The 26,846-nt window shown below is 52.4% G+C and carries 24 protein-coding genes and 8 tRNA genes; 11 read left to right on the forward strand and 21 right to left on the reverse strand.

Going from position 1 to position 26,846, the window contains the following annotated elements:
* Positions 1 to 45: 45 nt before the first annotated feature.
* The gene (locus C9I98_RS15725) at positions 46 to 1,188 is read right to left on the reverse strand and encodes a sugar diacid recognition domain-containing protein (RefSeq protein WP_036832805.1); all 1,143 of its coding nucleotides are present in this window, start codon (positions 1,186 to 1,188) and stop codon (positions 46 to 48) included.
* A 150-nt stretch (positions 1,189 to 1,338) separates the two neighbouring features.
* On the opposite strand from C9I98_RS15725, the gene C9I98_RS15730 reads away from it, so the two are divergent.
* The 6 genes from C9I98_RS15730 (at position 1,339) to C9I98_RS15755 (ending at position 7,552) form a co-directional block, all read left to right on the forward strand.
* A complete protein-coding gene (locus C9I98_RS15730; RefSeq protein WP_036832807.1) occupies positions 1,339 to 1,707 on the forward strand; it encodes a YacL family protein in 369 nt (122 codons plus the stop codon).
* Positions 1,708 to 1,898: 191 nt separating this feature from the next.
* The gene (locus C9I98_RS15735) at positions 1,899 to 2,237 is read left to right on the forward strand and encodes a P-II family nitrogen regulator (protein WP_036832809.1); all 339 of its coding nucleotides are present in this window, start codon (positions 1,899 to 1,901) and stop codon (positions 2,235 to 2,237) included.
* Positions 2,238 to 2,263: 26 nt separating this feature from the next.
* The gene (locus tag C9I98_RS15740; protein WP_107272196.1) at positions 2,264 to 3,493 is read left to right on the forward strand and encodes an ammonium transporter; all 1,230 of its coding nucleotides are present in this window, start codon (positions 2,264 to 2,266) and stop codon (positions 3,491 to 3,493) included.
* Positions 3,494 to 3,700: 207 nt separating this feature from the next.
* The gene (locus tag C9I98_RS15745) at positions 3,701 to 4,714 is read left to right on the forward strand and encodes a Fe(3+) ABC transporter substrate-binding protein (protein ID WP_036824481.1); all 1,014 of its coding nucleotides are present in this window, start codon (positions 3,701 to 3,703) and stop codon (positions 4,712 to 4,714) included.
* Between the two features lie 169 nt (positions 4,715 to 4,883).
* Complete coding sequence (locus C9I98_RS15750; RefSeq protein ID WP_036824478.1) at positions 4,884 to 6,512, forward strand: ABC transporter permease; 1,629 nt, start codon at positions 4,884 to 4,886, stop codon at positions 6,510 to 6,512.
* On the forward strand, positions 6,512 to 7,552 hold the full coding sequence (locus C9I98_RS15755) for an ABC transporter ATP-binding protein (protein ID WP_107272197.1): 1,041 nt from the start codon (positions 6,512 to 6,514) through the stop codon (positions 7,550 to 7,552). The genes C9I98_RS15750 and C9I98_RS15755 overlap by 1 nt, the downstream gene beginning before the upstream one ends.
* Before the next feature lie 76 nt (positions 7,553 to 7,628).
* Here C9I98_RS15755 and C9I98_RS15760 read toward each other — a convergent pair whose 3' ends face one another.
* Entirely contained in the window at positions 7,629 to 8,222 is a 594-nt protein-coding gene (locus tag C9I98_RS15760) for a TetR/AcrR family transcriptional regulator (RefSeq protein ID WP_036817136.1), read from the reverse strand.
* A gap of 225 nt (positions 8,223 to 8,447) precedes the next feature.
* On the opposite strand from C9I98_RS15760, the gene hpt reads away from it, so the two are divergent.
* Positions 8,448 to 8,981 carry a hypoxanthine phosphoribosyltransferase gene (gene hpt / locus C9I98_RS15765; protein WP_036817134.1) on the forward strand — a complete coding sequence of 178 codons (534 nt, stop codon included), beginning with the start codon at positions 8,448 to 8,450 and terminating at the stop codon, positions 8,979 to 8,981.
* A gap of 64 nt (positions 8,982 to 9,045) precedes the next feature.
* Here the strand turns inward: hpt and can are convergent, their stop codons facing one another.
* Positions 9,046 to 9,714 (reverse strand): carbonate dehydratase, encoded by a 669-nt coding sequence (gene can, locus C9I98_RS15770; protein WP_036817132.1) that lies wholly within the window; start codon positions 9,712 to 9,714, stop codon positions 9,046 to 9,048.
* A gap of 214 nt (positions 9,715 to 9,928) precedes the next feature.
* Between can and C9I98_RS15775 the strand changes: the two genes are divergently transcribed.
* Both C9I98_RS15775 and C9I98_RS15780 read left to right on the forward strand, forming a co-directional pair.
* Entirely contained in the window at positions 9,929 to 10,870 is a 942-nt protein-coding gene (locus tag C9I98_RS15775) for an ABC transporter ATP-binding protein (RefSeq protein ID WP_036817129.1), read from the forward strand.
* Complete coding sequence (locus tag C9I98_RS15780; protein WP_036817126.1) at positions 10,867 to 11,637, forward strand: ABC transporter permease; 771 nt, start codon at positions 10,867 to 10,869, stop codon at positions 11,635 to 11,637. The genes C9I98_RS15775 and C9I98_RS15780 overlap by 4 nt, the downstream gene beginning before the upstream one ends.
* Positions 11,638 to 11,701: 64 nt before the next feature.
* On the opposite strand, the gene C9I98_RS15785 is transcribed toward C9I98_RS15780, so the two are convergent.
* The 9 genes from C9I98_RS15785 to thpR form a co-directional block, all read right to left on the reverse strand.
* A complete protein-coding gene (locus C9I98_RS15785) occupies positions 11,702 to 12,343 on the reverse strand; it encodes an alternative oxidase (protein WP_036817123.1) in 642 nt (213 codons plus the stop codon).
* Positions 12,344 to 12,538: 195 nt separating this feature from the next.
* A complete protein-coding gene (panC, locus tag C9I98_RS15790; protein ID WP_107272198.1) occupies positions 12,539 to 13,411 on the reverse strand; it encodes a pantoate--beta-alanine ligase in 873 nt (290 codons plus the stop codon).
* 9 nt (positions 13,412 to 13,420) lie between these two features.
* Positions 13,421 to 14,215, reverse strand: a complete 795-nt coding sequence (gene panB, locus C9I98_RS15795) for a 3-methyl-2-oxobutanoate hydroxymethyltransferase (protein ID WP_036825023.1) — start codon at positions 14,213 to 14,215, stop codon at positions 13,421 to 13,423.
* A 28-nt stretch (positions 14,216 to 14,243) separates the two neighbouring features.
* On the reverse strand, positions 14,244 to 14,729 hold the full coding sequence (folK, locus tag C9I98_RS15800) for a 2-amino-4-hydroxy-6-hydroxymethyldihydropteridine diphosphokinase (protein ID WP_036825022.1): 486 nt from the start codon (positions 14,727 to 14,729) through the stop codon (positions 14,244 to 14,246).
* Complete coding sequence (gene pcnB / locus C9I98_RS15805; protein WP_081878989.1) at positions 14,726 to 16,147, reverse strand: polynucleotide adenylyltransferase PcnB; 1,422 nt, start codon at positions 16,145 to 16,147, stop codon at positions 14,726 to 14,728. Before pcnB ends, folK begins: the two co-directional genes overlap by 4 nt.
* A 55-nt stretch (positions 16,148 to 16,202) precedes the next feature.
* Complete coding sequence (gene gluQRS / locus C9I98_RS15810) at positions 16,203 to 17,087, reverse strand: tRNA glutamyl-Q(34) synthetase GluQRS (RefSeq protein WP_036825018.1); 885 nt, start codon at positions 17,085 to 17,087, stop codon at positions 16,203 to 16,205.
* Between the two features lie 121 nt (positions 17,088 to 17,208).
* Entirely contained in the window at positions 17,209 to 17,658 is a 450-nt protein-coding gene (gene dksA / locus C9I98_RS15815) for an RNA polymerase-binding protein DksA (protein WP_036825016.1), read from the reverse strand.
* 136 nt (positions 17,659 to 17,794) lie between these two features.
* The gene (gene sfsA / locus C9I98_RS15820; protein ID WP_036825014.1) at positions 17,795 to 18,499 is read right to left on the reverse strand and encodes a DNA/RNA nuclease SfsA; all 705 of its coding nucleotides are present in this window, start codon (positions 18,497 to 18,499) and stop codon (positions 17,795 to 17,797) included.
* Positions 18,500 to 18,549: 50 nt separating this feature from the next.
* Complete coding sequence (thpR, locus tag C9I98_RS15825) at positions 18,550 to 19,110, reverse strand: RNA 2',3'-cyclic phosphodiesterase (RefSeq protein ID WP_146153882.1); 561 nt, start codon at positions 19,108 to 19,110, stop codon at positions 18,550 to 18,552.
* Positions 19,111 to 19,164: 54 nt separating this feature from the next.
* Here thpR and hrpB point away from each other — a divergent pair, with 54 nt between their 5' ends.
* Both hrpB and mrcB read left to right on the forward strand, forming a co-directional pair.
* Positions 19,165 to 21,633, forward strand: a complete 2,469-nt coding sequence (gene hrpB, locus C9I98_RS15830) for an ATP-dependent helicase HrpB (RefSeq protein ID WP_107272200.1) — start codon at positions 19,165 to 19,167, stop codon at positions 21,631 to 21,633.
* 99 nt (positions 21,634 to 21,732) lie between these two features.
* Positions 21,733 to 24,165 (forward strand): penicillin-binding protein 1B, encoded by a 2,433-nt coding sequence (gene mrcB / locus C9I98_RS15835; protein ID WP_420848104.1) that lies wholly within the window; start codon positions 21,733 to 21,735, stop codon positions 24,163 to 24,165.
* An 83-nt stretch (positions 24,166 to 24,248) separates the two neighbouring features.
* Here mrcB and C9I98_RS15840 read toward each other — a convergent pair whose 3' ends face one another.
* The 9 genes from C9I98_RS15840 to C9I98_RS15880 all read right to left on the reverse strand — a co-directional run bounded on the left by C9I98_RS15840 (position 24,249) and on the right by C9I98_RS15880 (position 26,829).
* The gene (locus C9I98_RS15840; protein ID WP_107272201.1) at positions 24,249 to 25,505 is read right to left on the reverse strand and encodes a cyclic di-GMP phosphodiesterase; all 1,257 of its coding nucleotides are present in this window, start codon (positions 25,503 to 25,505) and stop codon (positions 24,249 to 24,251) included.
* A gap of 268 nt (positions 25,506 to 25,773) precedes the next feature.
* Positions 25,774 to 25,849: transfer RNA gene (locus C9I98_RS15845), tRNA-Thr, on the reverse strand.
* 158 nt (positions 25,850 to 26,007) lie between these two features.
* Positions 26,008 to 26,083: transfer RNA gene (locus tag C9I98_RS15850), tRNA-Asn, on the reverse strand.
* 104 nt (positions 26,084 to 26,187) lie between these two features.
* A tRNA-Phe gene (locus tag C9I98_RS15855) sits at positions 26,188 to 26,263 on the reverse strand.
* 55 nt (positions 26,264 to 26,318) lie between these two features.
* Positions 26,319 to 26,394, reverse strand: a tRNA-Thr gene (locus C9I98_RS15860).
* A 10-nt stretch (positions 26,395 to 26,404) separates the two neighbouring features.
* Positions 26,405 to 26,480, reverse strand: a tRNA-Asn gene (locus C9I98_RS15865).
* Between the two features lie 42 nt (positions 26,481 to 26,522).
* Positions 26,523 to 26,598: transfer RNA gene (locus C9I98_RS15870), tRNA-Phe, on the reverse strand.
* Positions 26,599 to 26,630: 32 nt separating this feature from the next.
* Positions 26,631 to 26,706 (reverse strand) — tRNA-Thr (locus C9I98_RS15875).
* Positions 26,707 to 26,753: 47 nt separating this feature from the next.
* A tRNA-Asn gene (locus tag C9I98_RS15880) sits at positions 26,754 to 26,829 on the reverse strand.
* Positions 26,830 to 26,846 lie beyond the last annotated feature (17 nt).

The following is a 26,846-nucleotide window of genomic DNA, read 5'->3' on the forward strand; positions in this document are numbered from 1 at the left end:
TGGGGAAGGGAACAATAAATTGTGCAAATGCACAATTTATTGTTTTTATCTTTGGTTTATCAATGCCAAATAAAGCAAGGTGGTATCACTTATGTTATTGAAATTTAAGCGTGTTTCTTGCTCGATACGCTCTAGCCGGTAACGCAGGGTATTGCGGTGGATATGCAGCGCCTGGCAAGTTTGAGCCAAGTCACAATTTTGCGCAAAATATGTCTTGAGGGTTTTTAGCAATATGCCACGGGGGTCACTTTTCTTGAGTAGTACAAGCGGCTGCTGGAGCTGTTCATGGCGCCAAGGGTCTTGTTTGAGCCCGCTGAGCATTACAGGCAGGATGCAATCTTGGTAGAACAAGACAGAATCATCGCTGGTGGCTGATTCCAAGGTTGCCTGGGCGGTTTGATAAGAGCGGGCAAGGCCGTGAAGGTTGGGAAAGTATTCGCCAAGGGCGATTTGAATCGAAAATTCGCTTTCCTTGGCCACTCGGCGCATCAGTTTATTGACCCGTTTTTGCTCGAGGTCGCGCGACCAGCCTTCCTTGGTGAGGTTGATTGGTTTGAGTACGACTATCTCGTTCATTGAAACCGAGGTAATACCAACCAGGTTGTCGCGCTCTGGGTACTCGAGCAGATGCACCATTTTTTGTAGGTGCTCAAGCGAAAGGCTTTCGCCCTTAGAGGGCAGGACTTTTACAATGGCGGCTATACGCGGTTGATCGAGATCGAGGCTGAGTTTTTGGGCGATCGACAGCAACTGGGCTTCGTTCAGCTCACTGCCGCGGATCAACTGCAACACCAATTCTTCGCGGTGGCGCTTGTTCCATTGGATCTGCGACATTAAGGCTTCCTGCTCGACGATCAACTCCGCCGTCATCTTCACCAATTCGCCATAGCTGCGCACAAGGGCCGGATCGCCGGATACCCCCACCACACCGATTGTTTGCTGCTGGAAGCGGATCGGCAAGTTGATCCCGGGTTTTACCCCCTTGAGCTGCTGCGCGGTGGCATGGTCTATCTCGACCACCCGGTTGTCGTTGATGGCCAGGATAGCACCTTCATGGCGTTCGTTGAGCCGTGAAGGATCGCCGGAGCCGATAATACGGCCGTATTCATCCATGACATTGACGGAATGGTGAATGATTTTCATTGCCCGCTCGACGATTTGTCGGGCGATGGTCCCATTAAGTTGCATTTCTGTCCTAGATCCTGAAAATGTGCGCTTCGCTTATGCTAACTAGTAATACCCAGTATTGATTCGGGGTGGTATTGCAGTAACAGTATGCCCTGAGCCAGTTTATCACCATCGGCTTTTGTATGTTCGGTATTAATCAAGAGGATAGCTATGGATTACGATTTTAAGAAGAATACCTTGGATGGTAGCTATCATGCCACGTTCTCGATGGGCCATGAGGCATTGGGCCGTTGGCTGGTCGAGGAGGTTGGCAAGAACTTCGAGCGCATGGACGAGGTGGTGTTCCAGCTTGGTGCACTAAAAAACAGCACCCAGGAGTGGCGTTTGGTCGGCGATGAACTGACCTTGAGCCTGCAGGACAATGAGGCGCTTATTCAAGCTAATTTCTTGTTTTCACAAGATGATACCGAGCTTGAAGAAGATATGGATTTCTACGATGAGGAGTCGGTCTCCTTGTGTGGGTTTGAAGATTTCGAACAGGTTTTGCAAGCTTGGCGGGCATTTGTCACCCGTTTCTGAGCATGGGTAACCATTCTTGACCTGAATGCTTCTTTTCGGTGAAAGGGCTGCACCTTATTGGTGCGGCCCTTTTTTGCTTTTTACGTCCCGCAAATCTAAGTGGCTGATAAATAAAGACTAAAAAAGTTGGCATGTTGCTTGTTTGTTAACTTACCAAGATGGGAAGGAAATCCGACTTTTAGGAGCAGGCAATGAAACTAATCAACGCAATAATCAAACCTTTCAAATTAGACGATGTTCGCGAAGCCTTAGCTGATGTAGGGGTCGAGGGGATGACAGTCTCGGAGGTCAAGGGATTTGGCCGCCAAAAAGGCCATACAGAACTTTACCGCGGTGCGGAGTATCAGGTGGATTTCCTACCAAAGGTCAAGCTGGAGATTGCGACCCAGGCAGACAACCTGGATGCGATTGTAGACGCCATCTCGAAAGCGGCGCAAACCGGCAAGATTGGTGACGGCAAGATTTTTGTTTACGACCTGGACCATGCCGTGCGTATCCGTACCGGTGAAACAGATTTAGAAGCCTTATAAGAATGAATGAGTAGGGGAAAAAGATTATGGAATTGATGACAACCGTTACCGAGCTGCGTTATGCACTCGATACATTTTTCTTTTTGATGTCTGGTGCGCTGGTGATGTGGATGGCTGCTGGATTTGCCATGCTTGAGGCGGGGTTGGTACGCTCAAAGAATACCACTGAAATTTTAACCAAGAACATTTGTTTGTACGCTATCGCCTGTACCACTTACCTTATTGTGGGCTACAACATTATGTACGTCGATAACAGCGAAGGTGGCTGGCTACCGTCGATTGGCGCACTGATTGGCACCCAAGCCGAAGGGGCCGACCACTCGCTGGAATCTGACTTCTTCTTCCAGGTGGTGTTTGTGGCAACGGCAATGTCGGTGGTATCCGGTGCGGTGGCTGAGCGTATGAAGCTATGGTCGTTCCTGATCTTCTCGGTTGTATTGACGGCATTCATCTACCCGATGGAAGGTTACTGGACTTGGGGCGGTGGCTTCCTGGCTGAAGCGGGCTTTAGCGATTTTGCGGGTTCGGGTATTGTTCACATGGCTGGTGCGGCTGCGGCATTGGCGGGTGTACTGCTACTGGGCGCGCGTAAGGGTAAATACGGTAAAAACGGTGCTATCTACCCAATTCCAGGTTCGAACATGCCACTGGCAACCTTGGGTACCTTCATCTTGTGGTTCGGTTGGTTCGGCTTCAACGGCGGCTCTCAGCTAATGGTATCTGACTTTGAGAACGCGACGGCGGTTGGCCAAATCTTCCTGAACACCAATGCGGCGGCAGCAGCGGGTGCCATTGCAGCGTTGGCTGTGTGTAAAACCACTTGGGGTAAAGCTGACCTGACCATGATCCTCAACGGTGCGTTGGCTGGCTTGGTTGCTATCACTGCCGACCCGCTATCACCATCCCCGCTAGCCGCTGTGGTTATCGGTGCGGTAGCAGGTAACTTGGTTGTATTTAGCATCATCGCGCTAGACAAGCTGAAAATCGATGATCCGGTTGGTGCTATCTCAGTTCACGGTGTGTGTGGCTTCCTTGGCTTGATGGCAGTACCGCTAAGCAATGCAGATGCTAGCTTTGGCGCGCAGCTGCTAGGTGCGGCAGTTATCTTCGCTTGGGTATTCGGCGCAAGCTTGGCGGTATGGGCTGTACTGAAGTACACAATCGGTATCCGAGTAACAGAGGAAGAAGAGTTGGCGGGCATGGACCTGCACGACTGCGGCATCGATGCCTATCCAGAGTTTGTGAGTGTGAAATAAGCTTATTGACCGATTAGAAATTTCCTTAGGGTATAAGGAAATGCAGTTAAGAAATCAGTAACATATATCTAGTTCACATCTTTAAAAAACGTTACAAGTTTGTAGCGTTTTTTCTTTTTTGTGCATTGTTTTACATAGCTGCTACAGTATAATCACTGTGTTATTGATAACCGTTATCATTAATTTTTGCATTTAAGGGAAATTATAATGAAAAAGCTGTTGGCATCGGCAATTCTATTTGGTCTAGCTGCTCCACAAGCGGCTACCGCGGCAGAAGAAGTAAACGTTTATTCATACCGTCAGCCATTCTTGGTAGAACCTATGTTCAAGGAATTTACCGATGAAACTGGTATCAAGGTGAATGTTAAGTTTGCTAAAGAAGGCTTGGCTGAGAAACTACAACAAGAAGGCCAGTACAGCCCAGCAGACGTTATCTTGACTACTGATATTAGTCGCCTAGTTGAGCTATCAGACAAAGAGCTTGTACAGGCTGTTGACAGCAAAGTTATTGACCAAAATGTACCAGCACAATTCCGTGATGACGAAGATGAGTGGTTTGCTCTAACGCTACGTACGCGTAACGTTTACTCTTCACGTGATCGTGTTGGCGAGCTTCCTGCAGAGTTTGATTATGCTGATCTGGCTGATCCTGAGTGGAAAGGTAAGATTTGTACCCGCTCTGGTAAGCACCCGTACAACATCTCTCTAGTGTCTTCGATGATTGCTCACCACGGTGAAGCTGAAGCGAAAGAGTGGTTGGAAGGCGTTAAGGCTAACCTAGCGCGTAAGCCACAGGGTAACGACCGTGCTCAGGTTAAAGCCGTGAAAGAAGGCCTATGTGATCTGGCTATCGGTAACAGCTACTACCTAGGTAAGATGGTTAACGATGAGAAGCAGAAGTCTTGGGCTGAAGCGGTTTACATCAACTTCCCAGGCCAGAAAGCAAACGGCACTCACGTAAACGTCAGTGGCATGGCGATGGCGAAATACGCGCCTAACCAAGAAAACGCGCTTAAGCTGATGGAATTCCTAACGGCTGATAAAGCACAGCAAATGTACGCGGAAGTGAACTTCGAGTACCCGGTTAAAGAGGGTGTTAAGCGCTCTGAGCTAGTGGCATCTTGGGGTGATTTCGATGCCGATGATGTTTCTCTAGACAAAATCGCAGAGTACCACAGCACGGCTATCAAGCTTCTAGACGAAGTGAAGTTTGATCTATAAGTTGTTACAAAAAAAGGGGCTTCGTGCCCCTTTTTTGCTTAAGGCTTAGTACTTTTTCCAATGACTTATGGTAGCTTCACCCTTCGAGTTTAAAGGGTTTTATTGTGCTTCTGGTTTTTAGAAGCCGTAGTGCCACAGGTTGATTGTAAAAGGTACTAAGTAGTAAGCAATGAAAGAAAAATACACATTCTGGCAGACCAGCGGCTGGGGGCTTTCCCTACTGCTGGTTTTGCCGATCTTAGCTATTTTCTATACCGCGATAGGTGAAACCGATGAGGTGTTCTCACACCTGATGGGCACCGTCATGTCGACTTATGCCAGTAATACCTTCTTATTGGTTGCTGGCACGATGTTGCTGGCGGCGTTGTTTGGCTTGCCTGCCGCTTGGTTGATGGCGATGTGCCGTTTGCCTGGCGAAAAAATATTACAGTGGGCTTTGGTACTGCCGCTGGCAATGCCGGGCTATATCATTGGCTATATCTATACCGACTGGTTTGACTATGCCGGCCCAATCCAAATCCTGTTGCGGGACATTTTTGGCTGGCAGACGATGCAAGACTACTGGTTCCCGAATATTCGCTCGCTAGGCGGCGCCTGCTTTGTCTTGGCCCTTGTGCTTTATCCTTATATCTATTTATTGGTGCGTGCTGCCTTTATGGAGCAAAGCACCAGCTTGCTGCAATCCGCCCGCTTGCTGCGATGCTCACCGTGGGAGAGTTTCCGCCGTATCTCGCTGCCGCTGGCAAGGCCGGCAATAGCCGTTGGTGCCTCTTTGGTGGCGATGGAGACCATCGGTGACTTTGGTACGGTTAAGTATTTTGCGGTCAATACACTGACGACTGCGGTTTACGATACTTGGTTGGGCTACTCCAACTTGAATGCGGCGGCCAAAATTTCAGCCATTATGCTGATGGTGATCTTCTTGCTGATCAGCGCCGAGCGCTTTAGCCGTCGCAAGCAGAAGTTGTTCCAGCAAGAATTCGAGCATGGCGATGATATTCGCTATACCTTGACCGGCGGTAAGAAAATTGCGGCCTTGGTTTGGTGCTGGGGCTTGATTGCACTGGCATTCTTGTTCCCGCTCATGCAGCTGGGCTATTATGCCTGGCACTATTTTGGTGACAGCTGGACGAGCCAATTCCAGCAGTACAGCGTCAATAGCCTCAAGGTGTCGTTGATTGCCGCGCTATGTGCGGTGATTTTGGCGCTGATTGTGAACTTCTATCGCCGCCTTGATGGCCGTAGCGTTACTGCGGTACCAGTGCGTATTTCTTCGATGGGCTACGCGGTGCCGGGTACGGTACTGGCGATTGGCGTGATGATCCCGCTGACCAGCGCCGATCACCTGCTAAACGATTTCACCATAGCCAATGGCTTGGGTCGCCCGGGTTTGATTTTCTCCGGCACCATGTTTGCCATTATCTTCGCCTTTGTGGTGCGCTTCGCAGCGGTTGCCATTGGCAGTATCGAAAGTAGCCTGGCCAAGATCCCGCCGTCGCTGGATATGGCTTCCAAGACCATGGGCTACGCGTCGCTGCCAATGCTGCGCCGGGTCCACTTGCCGTTGATCCGCCGTGGGTGCTTGATCGCTGGTTTACTGGTCTTTATCGAATCGATGAAGGAGCTGAATGCGGCATTGCTACTGCGCCCTTTCAACTTTGAAACCTTGGCAACCTATGTTTTCAACTTCGCATCGGATGAGCAGCTCGAGCTGGCTGCCCTGCCTGCGATCTTACTGGTTATCGTTGGCCTGATCCCTTTGGTCATGGTTAACCGTTCTCTGGAGCAGAAACACTGATGAACCATGCATTATCTGTCACTAACCTGACCTGTAAATACAATGGTCTGGCGGTACTGGAAAACTTGTCGTTACCAGTGAAGGACAATGAAATCGTCTGCTTACTGGGGGCGAGTGGCTGTGGTAAAACCACCTTGCTAAAGGCGATTGCCGGTTTGCTGCCACTGGAAAACGGCGAGATCCATATCAATGGCCGCACCATTGCCGATGAAACAACCTGGCTGCCGCCCGAGAAGCGCAATATCGGGATGATCTTCCAAGACTATGCGCTGTTCCCCCATCTGACGGTGGCGGAAAACATCGCCTTTGGCTTGCGCGATTGGGACAAGGCCCGTGTTGAAGCCAAAATCCAGGAGATGCTGACGCTGGTCCATTTGACCGGCCTCGATAAGCGCTATCCTCACCAGTTATCGGGCGGCCAGCAGCAGCGTGTCGCCATTGCCCGTGCGCTGGCTTGCGAGCCGGACTTGATTTTGCTTGACGAGCCGTTTTCCAACATCGATACCCAGGTTCGCCACGGGTTGATTAAAGAAATCCGCCGTATCTTCAAGGCGCAGGGCGTTACCGCTATTTTCGTCACCCACAGCCGTGAGGAAGCCTTTGCATTTGCTGATCGTATGGCGGTGATGAACAATGGTGTTATCGAGCAGTTTGGCAGTGCGACCGAGCTTTACTACCAGCCGAGCAGCCGCTTTGTGGCCGAGTTTCTGGGAACTGGCTCCTACTTGCCGGCCAAGGTCGCCAACAACGGGGTGATGGCCACGCCGTTTGGCAACATCCATATTGCCAATGGCGCCTCGTACGAGTCTGAAGCCGACGTGGAGTGGATGCTACGCCCGCAAAACTTGAAAGTAACGCCGCAGAGCTGCGGGGTGGGGACGATCACCGAGCAATTGTTCATGGGGGATAGTTGCCGTTATACCGTCGACTTCCAGGGCCACAGCCTGATCGTGAACTCGCACCTGATCCTTAATATCGGCGACAAGGTCGAGGTAGAGCTGGAGCCGCACGAGCCCGTTGTCTTTGCTGCGGCAAGCTAGCTTAGTTAGTTTTAGTTTGTTGAAAAAAGAAAAGGCCAGCATTTGCTGGCCTTTGTTGTTGATAAAGGAGGCAAGCTTAGCTATTGCTAAATAGCGTACGAATTTGAATATCGGCCTGCTGCTGCATCTGCTCGCGGTTAGGCGAGATGTTGGTTTGTAGGTACAGCACATAACATAGCCCTTGGAACTGCCAAGCTTGCTCTTTGGCCGACAATGGCGAGTCCAACTCGGCTTGCTCGAACAGTTTTGCGAACAGCTCAAAACTTTTCTTGTTGCTGCTGACAAACAAGGGCCAGATTTCATCGCGTACCGATGTACTCCATTCGAACCAGACTTTTACCCAATCTTGTTGCTCAATCACATCATCAATCAACTGGTAGCAGAGCGCCGTGAGCTGGATATCGACTGGCTGAGCGCTGTCGAGGTTGTCTTTTAGCAATAGGTGAAAGCGACTTTCCACTTGGGCCAGCACTTGTTCAACCAAGGCTTCACGGGTTGGAAAGTAATTGAATACCGTTGCTACAGAGACGTTTGCCATATCTGCTATATCAGCATGGCCAGCTCGGCCAATGCCGCGCCTGGCGAACACTTCAAGAGCAAAATCAAGAAGTTGCTGTTTCCTTTTCTCAGGTGATAGGCGGGTTCGAGTTTTCTTTACGATCGTATCCATATGGCTTATTCCCTAGCTTTAAAGTATTTGTTTTGCTTATGATTAGTAGTTGTCAGATAACTTTACAGGAGCAATTGAGTGTATTCAAACTGCTTTTACTCAATGTGTGTCATATAATTGACAGGATCGATAAAATAACTATTCCCATCAATGGATGGTAGAATAGGCTTCCGTTTTACCGTAAGCCGACAGGCGGCTGGTGCAGTCGTTCTGATGGAGATAAAGATGAAGCATACAGTTGAAGTAATGATTTCTGAGCAGGATGTTCAGGCACGAGTAAAAGAGCTAGGACAGCAAATTACCGAGTGTTACAAAGATTCGGAAAATCTAGTAATGGTAGGCCTACTACGTGGTTCATTCGTGTTTATGGCTGATCTAGCGCGTGCAATTGACCTTCCTCATGAAGTCGACTTCATGACTGCATCGAGCTATGGCAACACCATGGAAAGCAACCGTGATGTTCGTATCCTGAAAGACCTGGATGATGACATCAAGGGTAAAGATGTACTTTTGGTTGAAGATATCATCGACACGGGCAATACCCTGAACAAGGTGCGTGAGATCCTATCCCTACGCGAACCAAACTCGATCCGCATTTGTACGCTGCTTGATAAGCCAGAGCGCCGTGAAGTGCATGTTGATGTTGATTGGTATGGTTTTGAAATCCCGGATGAGTTCGTGGTTGGCGTGGGCATCGACTATGCGCAGAAATACCGTCACCTGCCATACATCGGTAAGGTTGTGCCGCTAGAAGGTTAATTGCTTCTCGGGCAATAAAAAAGCGACCAGGGGTCGCTTTTTTTATATGAGCTTAGGTATAAAATCAGCGCTCTAGCTCTTTTTCAAGGCTAGGCAGGATCTCTGTCATTGCTGATTGGAAACTGACTTCCAGTGACTCTCGGCTCGTTGCGGTAACCCCTAGGTCACGCAGCTTGCCGTCACCGATACCGTAGATCCAACCGTGGATTTTAACCTGCTGCCCACGCTCCCACGCTTGCTGCATGATGGTTGAGTTGCCAAGGTTGTATACCTGAGAGGCGACATTGATTTCGCAAAGCTTGTTGTCCCACTCTTCGCGTGGCATCTGGCCAAGATCGGAGCGGTGCTTGAGGAACAAATCACGGATATGCAGTAGCCAGTTGTTGATCAGGCCAAGTTGCGGGTTTTCGATGGCAGCGGTAACACCGCCACAGCCATAGTGGCCACAGACGATAATGTGTCTGACTTTTAGTACGTCGACGGCGTATTGGACAACGGACAAGCAGTTGAGATCGGTGTGGATCACTTGGTTTGCCACGTTTCGGTGTACGAATAGCTCACCTGAGTCTAGCCCGGTCAGGCGCTCGGCCGGTACGCGGCTGTCTGCACAACCAATCCATAGGTATTCGGGGTGCTGTGCCTTAGCAAGGTGGGTGAAAAACTCAGGCTTTTCTTCCTTGATGTTTTCGGACCAAGAAACGTTGTTTGCGAATAGCTGTTTAATATCTGCCATGATAATGCCTTTCTTTGATACATTCGTATACCTACGAAGCAAGTGCCTGGAATTGAATTACAGGTTGCCCGTTCGGTACTACCAATTCACATATGTATCAGGGCTATTGATAATTCTGATAGATATGAAAACTGGCTTTACTATACACAAGCTGGTTCGATAGCAAATCGGATTAGTTGTCCGATGAAAGTTTCTAACATAAAGATCGCATTTTATGAACGCATTGGAAATAAAAAATTTAAACAAAACCTATAAAGGTGGCGTTAATGCACTGAAAAACATGAGCCTATGTGTTAAAGAGGGCGATTTTTTCGCGCTATTAGGCCCTAACGGTGCAGGAAAATCGACCACAATAGGCATTATTAGCTCATTAGTTAACAAGTCGTCGGGTGAGGTTAGCGTGTTTGGCTACGATCTCGATCGCCAGAAAGTGGATGCCAAGAAGCAGTTGGGCTTGGTACCGCAGGAATTTAACTTCAACCAGTTCGAGACCGTCGAGCAGATTGTGGTGAACCAGGCCGGCTATTATGGCGTTGAGCGCCCATTGGCCAAGGAGCGGGCCAAGAAGTACCTATCCCAGCTCGACTTGTGGGAAAAGCGCAACGAGCGCGCCCGTAACCTGTCGGGTGGTATGAAGCGCCGCCTGATGATTGCCCGTGCCTTGATGCACGAGCCCAAGCTATTGATTTTGGATGAGCCAACCGCAGGGGTCGATATCGAATTGCGCCGCTCGATGTGGGAGTTCCTGCGCAAGATCAATGGTGAGGGCGTCACTATCATCCTGACGACCCATTATCTGGAAGAAGCCGAAATGCTATGCCGCAATATCGGTATCATCAACCATGGTGAGCTGGTCGAGAACACCTCAATGAAAGCGCTGCTGAGCAAGCTCGAGGTTGAAACCTTCATCCTTGATGTGAAGCTGAACGGCAACAAGCCGGAGCTTGACGGTGTGCAGTGGAAGCTACCTGATAACCATACCCTCGAAGTCGACATCAGCAAGGGCGACAGCCTCAACCATGTCTTCGCCCAGCTGACCCAGCAAGGTATCGATGTGATTTCGATGAGGAACAAAGCCAACCGCCTTGAAGAATTGTTTGTCACCTTGGTGGCAAATGCCAAAGCCGCGAAACAGCCTACAGGAGCGCAATCATGAATCGGCAGTATTGGATTGCCTTCAAAAGCCTGATCACCAAGGAAGTGAACCGCTTTGCCCGTATCTGGGTGCAAACCATGGTACCGCCTGCGATCACCATGACACTGTATTTTATTATCTTCGGTAATCTGATTGGCAGCCGGATTGGCGAGATGGGTGGCTTCACCTACATGGAATACATCGTGCCGGGCCTTATCATGATGTCGGTGATCACAAATTCCTATTCGAATGTGGCATCGTCGTTTTTCAGCGCCAAGTTCCAGCATAACATCGAGGAGTTGCTGGTCGCCCCGGTGCCCAACTACATCATTATCGCTGGCTTTGTTGGCGGCGGGGTCTTGCGCGGGCTGGGTGTTGGCCTGATTGTCTCTGTGGTGTCGCTGCTGTTCGTCGACTTGCAAGTGGCCCACCTAGGAGTAGTGGTAGCAACCGTGTTTATGACCTCGGTGGTGTTCTCGTTGGGCGGCCTGATCAACGCCGTTTTCGCCAAAACCTTTGACGATATCAGTATTATTCCGACTTTCGTGCTGACACCGCTAACCTACCTTGGCGGCGTGTTCTACTCGCTAGCGCTGTTGCCGGAGTTTTGGCAGGCAGTATCCAAGCTGAACCCTATTGTTTATATGGTCAACGCTTTCCGCTACGGTTTCCTGGGCGTGTCTGATGTGGGTATCGGTACCTCGTTTGCGGTGCTTGGCGTGTTCACTGTGGCGCTTTATAGTATCGTTTATTTCTTGATTTCGCGTGGTATCGGGCTTCGTTCCTAGTTCCTAGCCCGATTGCTAGCTAAATAAAAATCCCGGCCATCGAGCCGGGATTTTTTATGGGTATTTAGATGTGCGCCGGGGTCTGCTTGGCGTGGTAAGCATTGGCAAAGCCATGGTTGCGGTCGCGGTGATGCATTTCATCTTCACGAACCGCGACAACAACTTCCCTTAGCGTGGCATCGGCTGGCAGTTTCCAGTAATCAAGGGCGATTTGCGGCGCTGGGGTGTTGGCGATAGTGCCGTTGTCGATATAGCTAAGAAAATTGTCATAGCTACGGACCGCTTCTTCTTCGAAGTAACCGACGATGCGGTGGGCAGTTTTGGCTGAAAGTAGGTAAATCAAGGTGTACACGCACAGGAAGATCACCTGGGTAACACGGATCAAGCCGCGCTCGAACAATGATGGCTGGGCGATCTCGATAAAGGTCATCAGGTGCATGCGCTCGTTCTCTGCTTCTGCCAGTAGCTCCTTGATCCAGCCCTCGTCGTCACGGATCCGGCGCAGGGCTTTAAGGTGGTTGAAAAAGCCACCGACCATGCCGGGTACTGCGGCGACGGTTTCTAGTACGATTGCGCGATGGGCGTAGCGCTTGCCAAACAAGAGATCAGCACAAGTGCGTAGCAACAGAACAAAGTACCATGCCAGGCGGTCGGCTATGGTCTGTGGTTGAAAGTGGGTGTTATGCGATTGAGGCTGCTGTGACATGACTTTACCTATAATTGTATGATGATTTTTTTAGGCATCATAACGGCACAATTTTAAAGTTGCAATTAAAATGCATCTTTAAAATTGAAATATCTCGACATGTGATTTTATGGTTCTTGGGAGGTTAAATGGCTGTAAATAAAAAGGCCATGCATCAATGATGCATGGCCTTGGGTGCTTGGTCGTTATGAACTCTTATTCAGCAGCGGGTGCCGGTGGAGTCAGGTCGATAACCTGGTTGTCGATCAGGCGGGCCTTACCCAGGAATGCCGACATCAGGATCACCGCCTGCTGGCTTTCTTCGGTTAGCGGTTGCAGGCTGGCTGCATCGCGAATGTAGATTTCATCCGGTTGAAGGCCTGCTGCACGCAGTTGATCGTTGGCATCGACAATGATCTCTGAGTAGTCGTTGCGGCCGCCGCGGATTTGGCTGCTGATCCAGCGCATGGTGCGGGCTAGAACAGGGGCGCGCTGGCGCTCATCGACAGTCAGGTAGCCATTGCGGGAGCTCATGGCCAGGCCGTCCATTTCACGGACTGTCGGCACACCGATAACCTCGGTGTCCATCGCCATGTCAGCCACCATTTGGCGGATCAACGCCAATTGCTGGTAGTCTTTCTCGCCGAAGCAGGCAGCGTCAGGCTGGACGATGTTGAATAGCTTGGTGACGACGGTTGCCACGCCACGGAAGTGGCTAGGGCGCAATGCGCCTTCCAGCATGGTAGAAAGCCCCGGCACGTCAACGAATGTTTGGCGGTCCAAACCATCCGGATACATGATCTCCGGTGTTGGGGTAAACACGGCCTCGACAGACTCACCATTTAGCTTCGCAAGATCATCTTCCATCGTGCGAGGGTAGTTGTTTAGATCGTCGGCCTTGTCGAACTGCATCGGGTTAACAAAAATACTGACGACAACCACATCGGCATGTTCGCGGGCCTTGCGAACCAACGTCAGGTGGCCTTCGTGCAGGTTGCCCATGGTCGGAACAAAGGCAATCCGGCGGCCTTCGCGGCGCCAAACGCGGATCTGTTCTCTTAGCGGGGCAATCTCGGCGTATGTTTGCATCTTTATTCCTTATTCAAAGGTATGTTCTGGGCCCGGGAAGGTACCGGCCTCGACATCTTCTAGGTATTTGGTTACGGCTGCACGCATCTCGCCAGTCTCTGCCAGGTAGTTTTTGGAGAAACGAGGCATGTAGTTTGCCGAGATCCCGAACATGTCATGCATGACCAAAATTTGTCCGTCGGTCACGTTACCAGCACCGATACCGATAACAGGTACTTCGACGGCTTTCGTGATGCGCTCTGCAAGGCTAGCTGGCACGCATTCAAGCAAAATGATCTGGGCACCCGCATTTTTCAACAGGATAGCATCTTTTACCATCTGCTCTGCGTGGTCAGAGTCACGTCCTTGCACTTTATAGCCGCCAAAAATATTGACGGATTGCGGCGTCAGGCCCAAGTGGGCACAAACCGGTACAGCACGCTCGGTGAGTTTGGTGACGGTTTCTGCCAGCCAGGCCCCGCCTTCAAGCTTGACCATGTTGGCACCGGCACGCATTAGCTCTGCCGCGTTCTCACAAGCCTGCTCTGGGGTGCTGTAACTCATGAATGGCATATCTGCCATCAAAAGTGAGTTCGGGCTGCCAGCACGCACACAACGCGTGTGGTAGGCAACATCGGCAACACTGACCGGCAGTGTATCCGGTTTGCCCTGAAGCACCATTCCCAATGAATCGCCTACCAGCATTACAGGCATGCCCTGCTGCTCGAAAAGCTGGGAAAAACTCGCATCATAGGCGGTAACAGACGCAAACTTACGACCTTCTTGCTTCCACTTCATCAGGTCGTTAATTGTGATTTTTTTCATTTTCTCTCCCTCAACTCCTGAGCTGCGGTTAGCTTGACCAGATGGTCAAGCCATTGCGGTCTACCTCTGCCAGCAAGCTTTGCAGGGCAGTGTTGTCGGGTAGAACCAACTCAGGTGCAATTTCAGCAAGTGGATAAAGCACGAATTCACGTACTTTCATGCCGTAATGCGGCACAGTGAGGCGCTCGCACTGGTGCACGAGATCGCCGTAAAGGACGATATCGAGATCCAAGGTGCGCGGGCCCCAGCGCTCGGCTTTGCGAACGCGGCCATGTTCTTGTTCGATTGACTGGGTACAGTCGAGTAGCGCCAGCGGCGCGAGCTCGGTCTCGACAGCGACAACAGCATTGATGTAGTCAGGCTGGTCCTGGGGACCCATCGGCGTGCTGCTGTACAGTGATGACACCCCGACCACCTTGAGATCGGGATGTTGTTTTAAGGCTTCAATGGCGCTTTGGGCCTGAGTGACGGGATCACTCAGGTTGCTGCCAACGGCGATATAGGCTCTGATCATGAGGATTTCGCCTGTGGTTTCTTGCGGCGCTGTTGCGGGCGGCGGCGACGGCGGCGGGTGGTGCCTGTGCTTCCACCATTGATTTCCTGCACCATCTTACCGCGCTGGTTGCGATCGGCGGCCTGGAAATCGTTCCACCACTTGGCGAGCTCGGCAATCTCATCGTCTTCAAACTTGCCGCGCATCTCCAGGAAGTCGTACGCCGCACGGAACTTCGGGTGCTCCATCATCTTGAAGGCACGCTTGCCGGAACGGCGGCTAAAGCGCATTTGCTGCTGCCAAATATCACGTACCGTAGTGGTAAAGCGGCGCGGAATCGCAATGGTCTTTACTTGCTCATCGAGGATGTCGTTCGAGGCCACCATGAAGGCGTCGTAGTATGACAGGCCGCTGGCAAATGAAATTTCCTCGGCGCGGGTAACCATCGGGTACCACAGCATCGCGGCAAACATAAAGGCCGGATTGACGCGCTTGTCTTCAGCCAGGCGCTTATCGGTCGCTTTAAGGATATGTTCGATCATCTGCTCGGTTTGGCTGTCCTGCTCTTCGGTGAAGTGCTCGGATAGCAGCGGGAACAGTTGCTGGAACAAGTTGTATTCGCGTAGCAGCTTGTAGGTGTCGAAACCATTGCCCGACTGCAGCAGCTTCAGGCTTTCTTCGAACAGGCGCGCAGGCGGGATGTCCTGCAGCAGGTTCGACAGCGGGACAATCGGCTCGGCCGTTTTCTCTTCGATGTCCATATCCAGCTTGGCCGCGAAGCGAACAGCACGCAGCATGCGAACCGGGTCTTCGCGGTAGCGGGTTTCCGGATCGCCGATCAGGCGAATGATACGGTTGTCGAGATCCTCAACGCCGTTGACATAGTCGGTAACGCTGAAGTCTTTGATGCTGTAGTAAAGCGCGTTGATAGTGAAGTCGCGGCGCTCGGCATCTTCTTCGATGGTGCCATACACGTTGTCGCGCAGCAGCATGCCTTCTTGGCTCTGGGCCGAGACCTGCTTCTTGTCTTTAAGCGCGGGCTTGGCATCGGCATGGTGGCCGCGGAATGTCGCGACTTCAATGACATCACGGCCAAACAAAATGTGGGCCAGGCGGAAACGGCGGCCAATCAGGCGGCAGTTACGGAAGAGCTGCTTAATTTCTTCCGGCGTGGCGTTGGTCGCAATGTCGAAATCTTTCGGTTGTTTGTCCAGAAGGAGATCGCGAACCCCCCCGCCGACCAAATAGGCGTCATAACCGGCCTTATTTAGGCGATACAGGACCTTCAGCGCGTTTTCGCTGATATCTTTACGTGAAATACCGTGCTCTTGGCGCTGATAAACTTGCAAGGCCAGTTCCTCGTTGTCGAGAGTACTATTATCGCGATTCAATACCTTACGGCAAAAGCTGGCTACTCGATTAAAGATAATACACCTCATTTATGTGGTTCGGGTTCAACAAACAGCCGCATATCATATATCACAGCAACGCATTTTAGAATCCTAGCGTCACTGCTGTGGAATCGGGCAGGCTTTCTAGCTGCCAATTTTCGCTGCCCCAGCGCAGGATATCGTCGATATTTGACGCCAATAAGTCATCGGGTGGCGTCATGCCGAGAAAGCGCATCGCTGCCATCAGGGCGGGCTTGGGGGCCGTCTTGTCGATTGCCGGGGCGTGGTTTTGCTTCGATAGCTTGTTGCCGTTTTCTGTGACTGCCAGCGGCAGGTGGAGGTAGCTGACCTCGGTTTGGCCCAATAGGCGGTACAAGCCGATTTGGCGGCCGGTCGGCTCGATGAGATCGGCACCGCGCACGACCTCGGTCACCCCTTGCTCGATATCGTCAAGCACCACAGCCAAATTATAGGCATACAGCCCATCGCGGCGGCGGATGATGAAGTCTTCTTGTGCCAGCGCGGCCGGGATCTCGATACGGCCATGGCGGCGGTCAACGAAGTAGGTGACCGGCTCATCGACTTTTAGCCTGATGGCGCTGTTGGCTGCCGGTTGCTGCAACTCACGGCAGGTGCCGGGGTAGAAGCCGCCCGCTTCCTTAATTTGCTTACGAGTACATTGGCAATAATAGGCCTGCCCGTGCGCCAGCCATTGCTCAATTTGGGCCTGGTAGGCCTCATGGCGTTGGCTTTGGTACATCACGCTCCCGTCCCAATGCAAGCCGTAGGCTTCCAGGGTATGGAGGATGTCATCGGCGGCACCGGCCATTTCGCGCGGCGGGTCGAGATCTTCCATCCGCACGAGCCAGCTGCCTTGCTGCGACTGTGCTTGGAGGTAACTACCGAGCGCGGCGACAAGGGAGCCAAAATGCAGCGGGCCTGAAGGCGAAGGGGCAAAGCGGCCAATATAATGTTTGTTTGTACTCATAAGCTAACTAATACGGCGGTTGGGGAAGGGCTCCCGGTTGGCTGCAAATGATAACGTGGAAAAATGAAAAAGGGAGCCGACGCTCCCTCTTGATACAGTAGTCAGTGAATACCTTGGGGTATTAGCCTGCCATCTGCTTTTCTTTGATTTCAGCAAGCGTTTTACAATCGATACATAGATCGGCTGTAGGACGTGCTTCTAGACGGCGAATACCGATTTCGATACCGCACGAGTCACAAAAACCAAAGTCGTCGTCTTCGATGCGCTGCAGTGTCTTCTCAATTTTCTTGATCAGTTTGCGTTCGCGATCGCGGTTGCGAAGTTCAAGGCTGAACTCTTCCTCTTGCGCTGCACGGTCAACAGGATCCGGGAAGTTTGCGGCTTCGTCCTGCATGTGGTTAACGGTGCGATCAACTTCTTCGCGAAGCTGGTTACGCCAAGCGCCAAGAATCTTGCGGAAGTGCTCAAGTTGCGCTTCACCCATATACTCTTCGCCAGCTTTCTCTTGATATGGCTCAAGCCCAGCAATAGCCAGGATGCCTAGCGATTTTTTAACTTTGCTCTCTGGCATATAGCATCTCCTAATATACCTAATAACCGTCACTGGTTAAATTTGGGCGGTATCTATAGCAGAAAGGGGGTAGTGTGGCAATTGCTGCATATATCCAATTGTATACCAATGTGAAGAAAGCATCACTTTGGGGGATCTACTGGTTGAATTTTATGCAACTGTCTAGGTAAATCTCGTGTTGGTTCAATACCGCCTTGTAACACACGATTTCTACGCCTTCCTGTTCTGCCTGTTGGATTAAAGTGTGATAGTCCGGGTCTATATGGTGTGCCGCGGCAACATTTTCAATCCCTGAATGCAAAATTGCGAAAAAAAGTATGGCACGTTGTCCGCTTTGTGCCACTTCTATTAATTCGCGGATGTGCTTTTGCCCCCTTGTGGTGACAGCATCAGGGAAATATCCCCTTCCATTTTCAAGCAACGTAACGCTTTTTACTTCAATATAGCAGGCAGGTTTGTTTTCTGCCTCTAGAAGCACGTCTATCCTGCTGTTTTCACTACCATACTTTACTTCGGTTCGAAGTGACGTATAGCCTGCTAATTCTGTGATGGCGCCTTGATTTATCGCCTCTACCACCAGGCGGTTGGCCTGCGCGGTGTTGACACAAATCATGTCCCCCGCCGGGGTCTGTGATATTTCCCAACTATTTGGGTACTTACGCTTTGGGTTGTCGGAGGTCGAGTACCAAACGGTGTTGCCGGGCTCGGCACAGCCTGTCATGGCGCCGGTGTTGGCGCAGTGGATGGTTTTCACTGTGCCGTCGGGCAGTTCAATGTCGGCTAGAAAGCGCTTATAGCGCTTAATTAACGTTGCAGATTGCAATGTCGGATCAAATTTCATCTCATTCCTTGGCGGCTGACGGGAATACTTATGCCTTCGTTGTTGTCGTTTTATCGGGTGCCAGTCGGTTGCAGCGGCCATTGTTCGAGGCAGGTATAACGCACGCCTTGGCGGCCGGCGCAAACAACCGACTCTGAAATATACAGGCCGAAGTGGTCGAAGTGAAAGCTAAATTTGGGGTTGTCGGGAAGCGATGCCGGGCGTTGGATCACCGACTTGGCCAATGTGATATGGGGTCGGTAGGGACGGCTTTCCTGGTTGATACCGTTTTGGATAGCCAGCGACTTCAACTGCTCGGCGAGCTGAAGGATTGCGGGCGGTGGCGACTCGGTGCCGAGCCAAAGTACCTTGCTTCGCTTCCAATAGCCGAGGGTATCGAGGTTTAGGGTAAAGGCGGGTGGTGGGTTGAGCCTAGTAGTTGCCCGCCTTATCGCCTCGGTTTGCTGGCTAGAAACCCCGCCGAGAAAAGCCAGGGTCACATGCACGTTGCTCGTTGGTACGGGGCGGCCAAACACCGATAGGCGTTGTGATAGCTGGCACAAGGGTTTGAAGTCTTGCGCGTTGCGCGACGGGGAAATGGCGAAGAATAGGCGTTGTTTTTTCTCTTTCATGGCGGTGATGTACAATGGCAGAGCTTAGTTTGAATATGACACAAGGTGTTCCCATTGTCACAGCTGCCTATCGAAGACGTTCTTCCCATGCTTCTCGAGCAACTCGCATCCTGCTCGCAATTGATCCTCAAGGCCCCGCCCGGGGCGGGTAAGTCAACCCGCTTGCCATTGGCTGTGTTACAGCAGGCCGGCTTGGACGGCCGGATTGTGATGCTGGAGCCCCGCCGCCTTGCTGCCCGCAATATCGCGGCCTACTTGGCTTCCCAACTGGGAGAGAAGGTGGGGCAGACAGTCGGCTTGCGCGTACGCGGTGAGACCAAGGTCAGCAAGCAGACCAAACTAGAAATCGTCACCGAAGGGGTGATGACCCGCATGTTGCAGCAAGATCCCGAACTTGATGGGATCTCGTTGCTAATCTTCGATGAATTCCATGAGCGCAGTATCCATGCTGACACCTCTTTGGCGCTGGCCTTGGAGGTGCAGGAAGCGCTGCGTGACGACCTCAAGCTATTGGTGATGTCAGCCACCTTGGACGAGCAGGCATTGGGTGAGCTGTTGCCCGAAGCTGGCTATGTCGAGTCGCAGGGGCGCAGTTTCCCGGTCGAGCACCGTTACAAGCGCCTGGCGGACTCGGTTAACCTGATTGAAGCCACTTGTCGCGAAGTCACCTCGCTACTTGCGCACGAGTCGGGTTCGATATTGGTGTTCTTGCCGGGAGCGGGGGAGATACGCCGCTTGGCAGAGCAACTGGAACCAGTTGTTGGCAATGATGTTCTGCTCAGCCCGCTTTATGGCCAGCTTTCCGGTAGCCAGCAGCAGCAAGCGATAGAGCCTGCGCCCAAGGGCAAGCGCAAGGTGGTATTGGCGACCAATATTGCCGAGACCAGCTTGACGATTGAGGGGATCCGTTTGGTGGTCGACTGCGGGCTAGAGCGTATTGCCCAATGGGACCCGAAGACCGGCATAAGCAAGCTGGAGTCGGTCAGGATTGCCCAATCTTCCGCCGAGCAGCGGGCGGGGCGTGCCGGTCGCCTTGAACCGGGGATCTGCTTGCGGCTCTACAGCGAGGAACAACTCAGCCGCCAACCGGCAACACCGCAACCTGAAATTTTACGCGCAGATCTCACCGCATTGGCGATGGAGCTGGCGCAATGGGGCTGTAGTGATGCCGCTGAGCTGAAGTGGTTAGATGTGCCCCCTGCCATCGCGCTAGGCCAGTCACGCCGTCTGCTGCGCTCGCTGGACGCGATGGATGAGCGCAACCAGTTGACCGAGAAGGGCAAGGCAATCCAGTCGCTCGGTGCCGACCCCCGCCATGCCGCGATGCTGCTGATGGGGCAAGACAACGACGCGGGGGCAGGCGCGACGGCGGCGATGCTGGTTGCTTTGCTGGAGGAGCCGCCGCGGGGAATGAATAATCCGGATTTGCACTTCCAGCTGAGCATGCTGGAAAGCGGTAAATTACCGAAAAGCAGACATTACTTACAACGGGCGAAACAGCACTTAGGTAAACTGGACGGCCATTCCTCAACAACATTGGTTGTGGCGCGGGAGTGGATAGCGCCACTGATGGCGGCGGGCTTTCCCGATCGGATTGCACTGTCCCGCGGCAGGGATAGCCGCTACCAGCTGGCCAACGGCCAAGGGGCGATGTTGATGCCGGACGAGCCGCTTGCCGATGAAAACCTCTTGGTGGTGGCTGATATCGTCAAGACCCGCCAAGGGGATAGCCGTATCTTCTCGGCGGTGGCTGCCGATGCCGCCACACTGCAACAAGCCCTGCCACACTTGTTCTGCGAACGGGAATGGCTGGACTGGGATGACAAAAAGGGCCGCCTGACTGCCGAGAAGCAGCTTTGCTGCGGGAAGTTGGTGCTGGAACGCCGTAGTATGGGAGAGCCAGATCCCGCGAAGGCCAGCGAGGCACTGCTCAATGCGGTGGTTCGCAAGGGGCTGAAGGTGTTACCGTGGCAGCGGTCTGCCGAAAACCTGCTCGAAAGGGCGCGCTGTGCCAATGAGTGGTTGCCGGAGTTGGTATTGCCGGCGATGGATGATGAGGCTTTGCTGGCAACGGCCGAGGAGTGGCTGTTGCCTTATATGAATGGCATGAAAACCCTCAAGGCGCTTGATAAGCTGGATCTGATAGCGGCATTGGAGGCCAAGCTTGGTTGGGACAAGAAGCAAGCGCTGGATGAAGCCTTGCCGACCCATTACCAGGTGCCCACCGGTTCGCGTTATCCTATTCGCTACCAGGTGGGACAGGCGCCTGTATTGGCGGTGAAGCTGCAGGAAATGTTTGGTGAGCAATCTTCGCCGCTGATTGCCAATGGCAAGGTGGCGGTAGTGCTAGAATTGTTGTCGCCAGCGCAAAGGCCGCTTCAGATCACCCGAGATCTGGCCGCTTTTTGGCAGGGATCCTACAAAGATGTCCAGAAGGAAATGAAAGGGCGCTACCCGAAACACCCGTGGCCGGATGATCCGGCAACCCATGCCCCGACCCGAAAAACGAAGAAGTATATGTAGGGCAGGGAAGAGCAGAAGCATCAACCTTTTGCGCTTTGTTAAACTCGAATTGCCCCGGCTGGCAATAAGCTGGGATTTAGGGAACACAGAATTTTGCCATTGAGTCAATTATTGGGGTTGCGTTCGGCGGCGCAGGCTCCAAAGAAGCCGGGGCCAAAGCCCGGAACGAAAAAAACAACCACGCGCCGCAAGGCGGCATCGACGGCCAAGAAAAAACTGGCCAAGTCCAGCCGGAGCCGGAAGAAACCAAGCAAGAAGCCATCTCGCTTGCCGCGCTGGCTCAAGTGGCTGATTGGCTTTGGTGTCAAGGTGGCCATTGTGGTGTTCGCCGTGTTGCTGGTGGTGGGGATCTACCTCGACAATGTGGTGAGAGACAAGTTTGATGGCCAGCTTTGGAACTTACCTGCGGTGGTATACGGGCGGGTGCTTAACCTGCAACCGGGACAGGCGATCACCCTCAACGAGGTCAAGCGCGAGCTTGATTTGCTGAAATACCACAAGGTGCATACCCCGCAACGCAATGGCGAGTACTCGTCATCGTCAACCCGCATTGAGCTGATCCGCCGGCCGTTTGAATTTGACGACGGCCACGAGGGCGCACGCCATATCATGCTGACGTTTTCCGATAACGAGCTGAAAAGCATCCATGAAGTGGGCAGCAAGCGCCAGCTGGGCTACTTGCGTATCGAGCCAAAGATGCTGGGGATGCTGGGCACGACCGAGGGTGAGCAGCGTATTTTTATGCCGCGCGAGCAATTCCCCGAAGTGCTGGTTGAAGCCTTGCTGGTAACGGAAGATCGGGATTTCTACCACCACGACGGGGTATCCCCGCTGGCGATAGCCCGTGCCTTGGTGGTCAACCTCAAGGCCGGACGCACCGTCCAGGGCGGTAGTACCCTGACCCAGCAGTTGGCAAAGAATATCTTCCTGACCCGCGAGCGTACCCTGTGGCGTAAGCTGAGCGAGGCCTATATCGCGCTGATCATCGATTATCGCTACAACAAGGATCGGATCCTCGAGGCTTACCTCAACGAGATCTACCTGGGGCAAAACGGCGGCAAGGAAGTCCACGGCTTTGCGCTGGGGGCACGTTTGTACTTTGGCCGTCCTTTGCAGGAGCTACGTATTGACCAGCAGGCGTTGCTGGTGGCTATGGCAAAGGGGCCGTCCTACTACAATCCTTGGCGCAACCCGGATCGGGCCCGCCAGCGCCGTGATTTGATCCTGCGCCTGATGATGGACAACGGCATCCTTAACGGGGACCAATACGAGCAAGCGGCTTCCCGCCCGCTGGATGTGCAGAGCCGACCGCGTATTGCCAGCCGCCAGCCTGCTTACTTCCAGCAGTTGCAGCGAGAGCTGAAGCAAAAAGTCGGTGATAACTTTACCCCGGGCGTTGGTCTGAGGGTATTCAGCACCCTTGATCCCTTGTCCCAGCAGGAGGCCGAGCAAGCGGTGCTGGGCATGATCCCGCAACTCGACAAGAAGGCGGGGACCAAGGTTGAAACTGCAATGGTGGCCGCCGATCGTCGCTCCGGGGAAATTCGTGCCATGATTGGTGGCAGCCGCCCTGGTTATGCTGGCTTTAACCGCGCGCTGGATGCCAGTAGGCAGATAGGCTCTTTGGTCAAGCCAGCGGTTTATTTGGCAGCATTGCGCGAGCCTGAGTCGTTTGACTTGGCGACGACCATCGAGGATAAGCCAATCAAACTCTCCGGTAGCCGCGGCAACAGCTGGCAGCCGAGGAACTATGACCGTAAGTTCAGGGGCGAAGTGCCGCTGTACTACGCCTTGGCGAAATCGTTGAATGTGCCGACGGTGAACCTCGGGATGCAGGTGGGGCTTGATGAGGTTATCGACACCATGGTCGACTTAGGGGTGGATCGCAATGAGATACCGAAATTGCCAGCAATTTTGCTTGGGGCATTTACCCTGACCCCATACGAAGTGACCCAGATGTACCAGACGGTGGCAAGCAGCGGCCGTCGGGCCGAGCTGACGGCATTGCGCTCCGTGGTCGATATCCAAGGCAGTTTGTTGTACCAAAGCGTGCCAAGGGCAACCCAGTCGGTGCCTGAGCAGGCGGCCTGGCTGACAACTTACGGTATGAAAAACGTCGTCTCGCAAGGTACTGCCCGGTTCCTACAGCCACAATTTGGCTGGGCTGCACTGGCAGGCAAGACGGGAACCACTGATCGCAACCGCGACAGCTGGTATGTTGGTGTTGACGGCCGGGAAGTGGTGACAGTATGGATTGGGCGCGATGACAACAAGTCGGTCAACCTAACCGGCTCGTCAGGTGCATTGCGCTTGTACAGCGATTACCTCAAACGCCGCTACCCAGAGCCGCTGCGCCTGAATTGGCCGCAGCAGCTGACAACAGCCAAGTACTCGCGGATGGCAAATGGAACGCTGGCACGGGATTGTGCTGGCCAGCATTCATTGCCGGTATGGGACAAGGACGGCTCGGTGAAAGCCTATTGCGATAGCAGCAAGCCAGCTGGCTGGATCAAGGAAATGTTTAGCTGGTAGCAGGGCACTTTTCCCCAAGAAAAACTAACGCCTTGGTTATCACAGCCAAGGCGTTTTTTTATCAGGGGCTAGCAAGCGACCACTTAGTCGTCCGGGTCGAAGTAGTAGGAGATCCGGATCCGGGGGTTGAGGTAGGTGTGGACTTGCTCCGGCAACTTATGCGGCGGAATGGCTTGCTCAATTCGCAGGTTATTTTCTTCCAAGTCGATGATCGGCGCCTCATTGGAAGGAACGCTCGGATCATAGAGCAACACATTTGGGTAGAGCAGGCTTTCACTGTTTACCGAGATCACCAACCCCAGCTGCTTGTTGGAGAGCTGTACCACACTGCCTGGAGGGTAAACGCCCATCAGCTTAATCAGCAAGCCCAGGTGGTCGTTGTTGTATTGCTTGCGCTTGTTTTTAAACAAGTAGGATAGCGCGCTGTATGGGATCCTGGCCTTGTTGTGATCCTGCGGGTGGCACAAGTTATCGTAGGCGTTAACCACGGCAACAAGCTGGGCCTTGATATCAATTTGGTCGCCCTTGAGCTGCTTGGGATAGCCGCTGCCATCAAGCATCTCATGGTGCTGGTACAGGATCGGCTTGGCTGCCTCGGGGAAGTCATCGGCAAGGTTGGCGAGATCCAAGCTGTACTTGGTGTGCAGCTTCAAGTAGTTCTCTTCCGGTTCGGTTAGCGGCGTTGCCTTGCGGGTAATGGCCGTCGGCACCTTTAACTTGCCCATGTCGTGGAACAGGGCGCCTAGTGCGATGTTCTTGATTTCCTCCTGCGACATACCGCACGAGCGGGCAAGCATCATCGAGATAATGGCGACGTTCAATGAGTGGAAGTAGACATCTTCGTTTTCTTTGCCGTCGTTCATCAGGTGAAGGGCAACGTTATCGGCCTCTAGCAGGGCTTCCACCATCTCTTCGACCAGCAGTTCGGCTTCCTTGATTGCGGTTACCGGGCGGCTTTTTATCTTGCCAACGATCGAGCGCAGTTGGGCCATCGAGCGGCCAAAGCTTTTTTCGCAGCGTTGTAGCTTTCGCTTATAGTTTTTTAGCCGGGTAATGCGGCCTTGCTTCTCTTGCCATAGCTTTTCTGCCTGGCGGTCGAGGAACTGGCTTTCTTGCTCGCTAATGGCCTCCGATTGGGACTCAGGGCTGCGTGGCTCAACATCGCTTTTCTCCGGGATCAGGAAGACATACTTTACCCCCAGATTTTTGATCAGGCGGATTTGTTGCTGGTCTTTAATTTTGAAGTGGTTCAGTAGAAAAGGGTGATCAGTCCATTGCAAGGGGAGCTTGATATATAAACCTTCGGTTAAGCGCTCTACTGAGAGTTTGATGCTTGCCATAGTTTCAGCGCAACCTGTTTCTTTTTAATATGAGTTAAAGCTATTTAATTATTGCTACCAGCCATAAGTCCTAAATGACTGTCGCTAATGATAAATTTAATTGTAAACCATAATCCATACCCCACCAAGGAGGAACGGGGCAAGGGGTATATTTGCTATAGGTATACTTGTGTATTTACAGGACAACATCACAGAAAGGGAGGGAGAGCAGAGGCAGTTATGTGGTACAGGCAAAAAAAAACCTCATCATATGATGAGGTTTTAAAGATGGTGCCGACTACCGGAGTCGAACTGGTGACCTACTGATTACAAGTCAGTTGCTCTACCTACTGAGCTAAGTCGGCAATTTATTCTTATTATTCTAAGCCAAAAGGCTTAAAAAGAAAGTGGCTCCTCCTGCGGGACTCAACGCGGGCGGCTAGCTCTGTGACAATTACTCGGAACGAGTAAGGTCGCAGTTGTATGCTAGAAATCCAAGCCTTAGCGGCTGTGAATTTGAAAGTGGCTCCCCCTGCGGGACTCGAACCTGCGACATACGGATTAACAGTCCGCCGTTCTACCAACTGAACTAAGGGGGAAAAATATGGTGCCTCGAGGACGGAATCGACCGCGCCCGGCTAGGGACCGACACATTATCGCGTAGCGATAACCTATCAGACCTAATTGGCATCAAATTTAAATATGGTGCCTCGAGGCGGAATCGAACCACCGACACGAGGATTTTCAATCCTCTGCTCTACCGACTGAGCTATCGAGGCAGAAGTAGCGATGGTTAAGTCTCTACTTTGCATTCTTGCCAGGCAAGAAAATAAATGGTGCCGACTACCGGAGTCGAACTGGTGACCTACTGATTACAAGTCAGTTGCTCTACCTACTGAGCTAAGTCGGCACACTAAATGTGGCTCCCCCTGCGGGACTCGAACCTGCGACATACGGATTAACAGTCCGCCGTTCTACCAACTGAACTAAGGGGGAATTATTCTTTATCTAACACGAAAACTCGTATCGGATGAATAATGGTGCCTCGAGGCGGAATCGAACCACCGACACGAGGATTTTCAATCCTCTGCTCTACCGACTGAGCTATCGAGGCAAAAGTAAAGGCTTGCTCTACTTTGCAAAAGATGGTGCCGACTACCGGAGTCGAACTGGTGACCTACTGATTACAAGTCAGTTGCTCTACCTACTGAGCTAAGTCGGCACACTTAATCTTTTTGTGTTCCAAGCCATTGGCTTAAAACTAAAATTTGGCTCCCCCTGCGGGACTCGAACCTGCGACATACGGATTAACAGTCCGCCGTTCTACCAACTGAACTAAGGGGGAATAGCTATTGTTGCTTG

Source organism: Photobacterium sanctipauli (assembly GCF_003026495.1).
Lineage (GTDB): Bacteria > Pseudomonadota > Gammaproteobacteria > Enterobacterales > Vibrionaceae > Photobacterium > Photobacterium sanctipauli.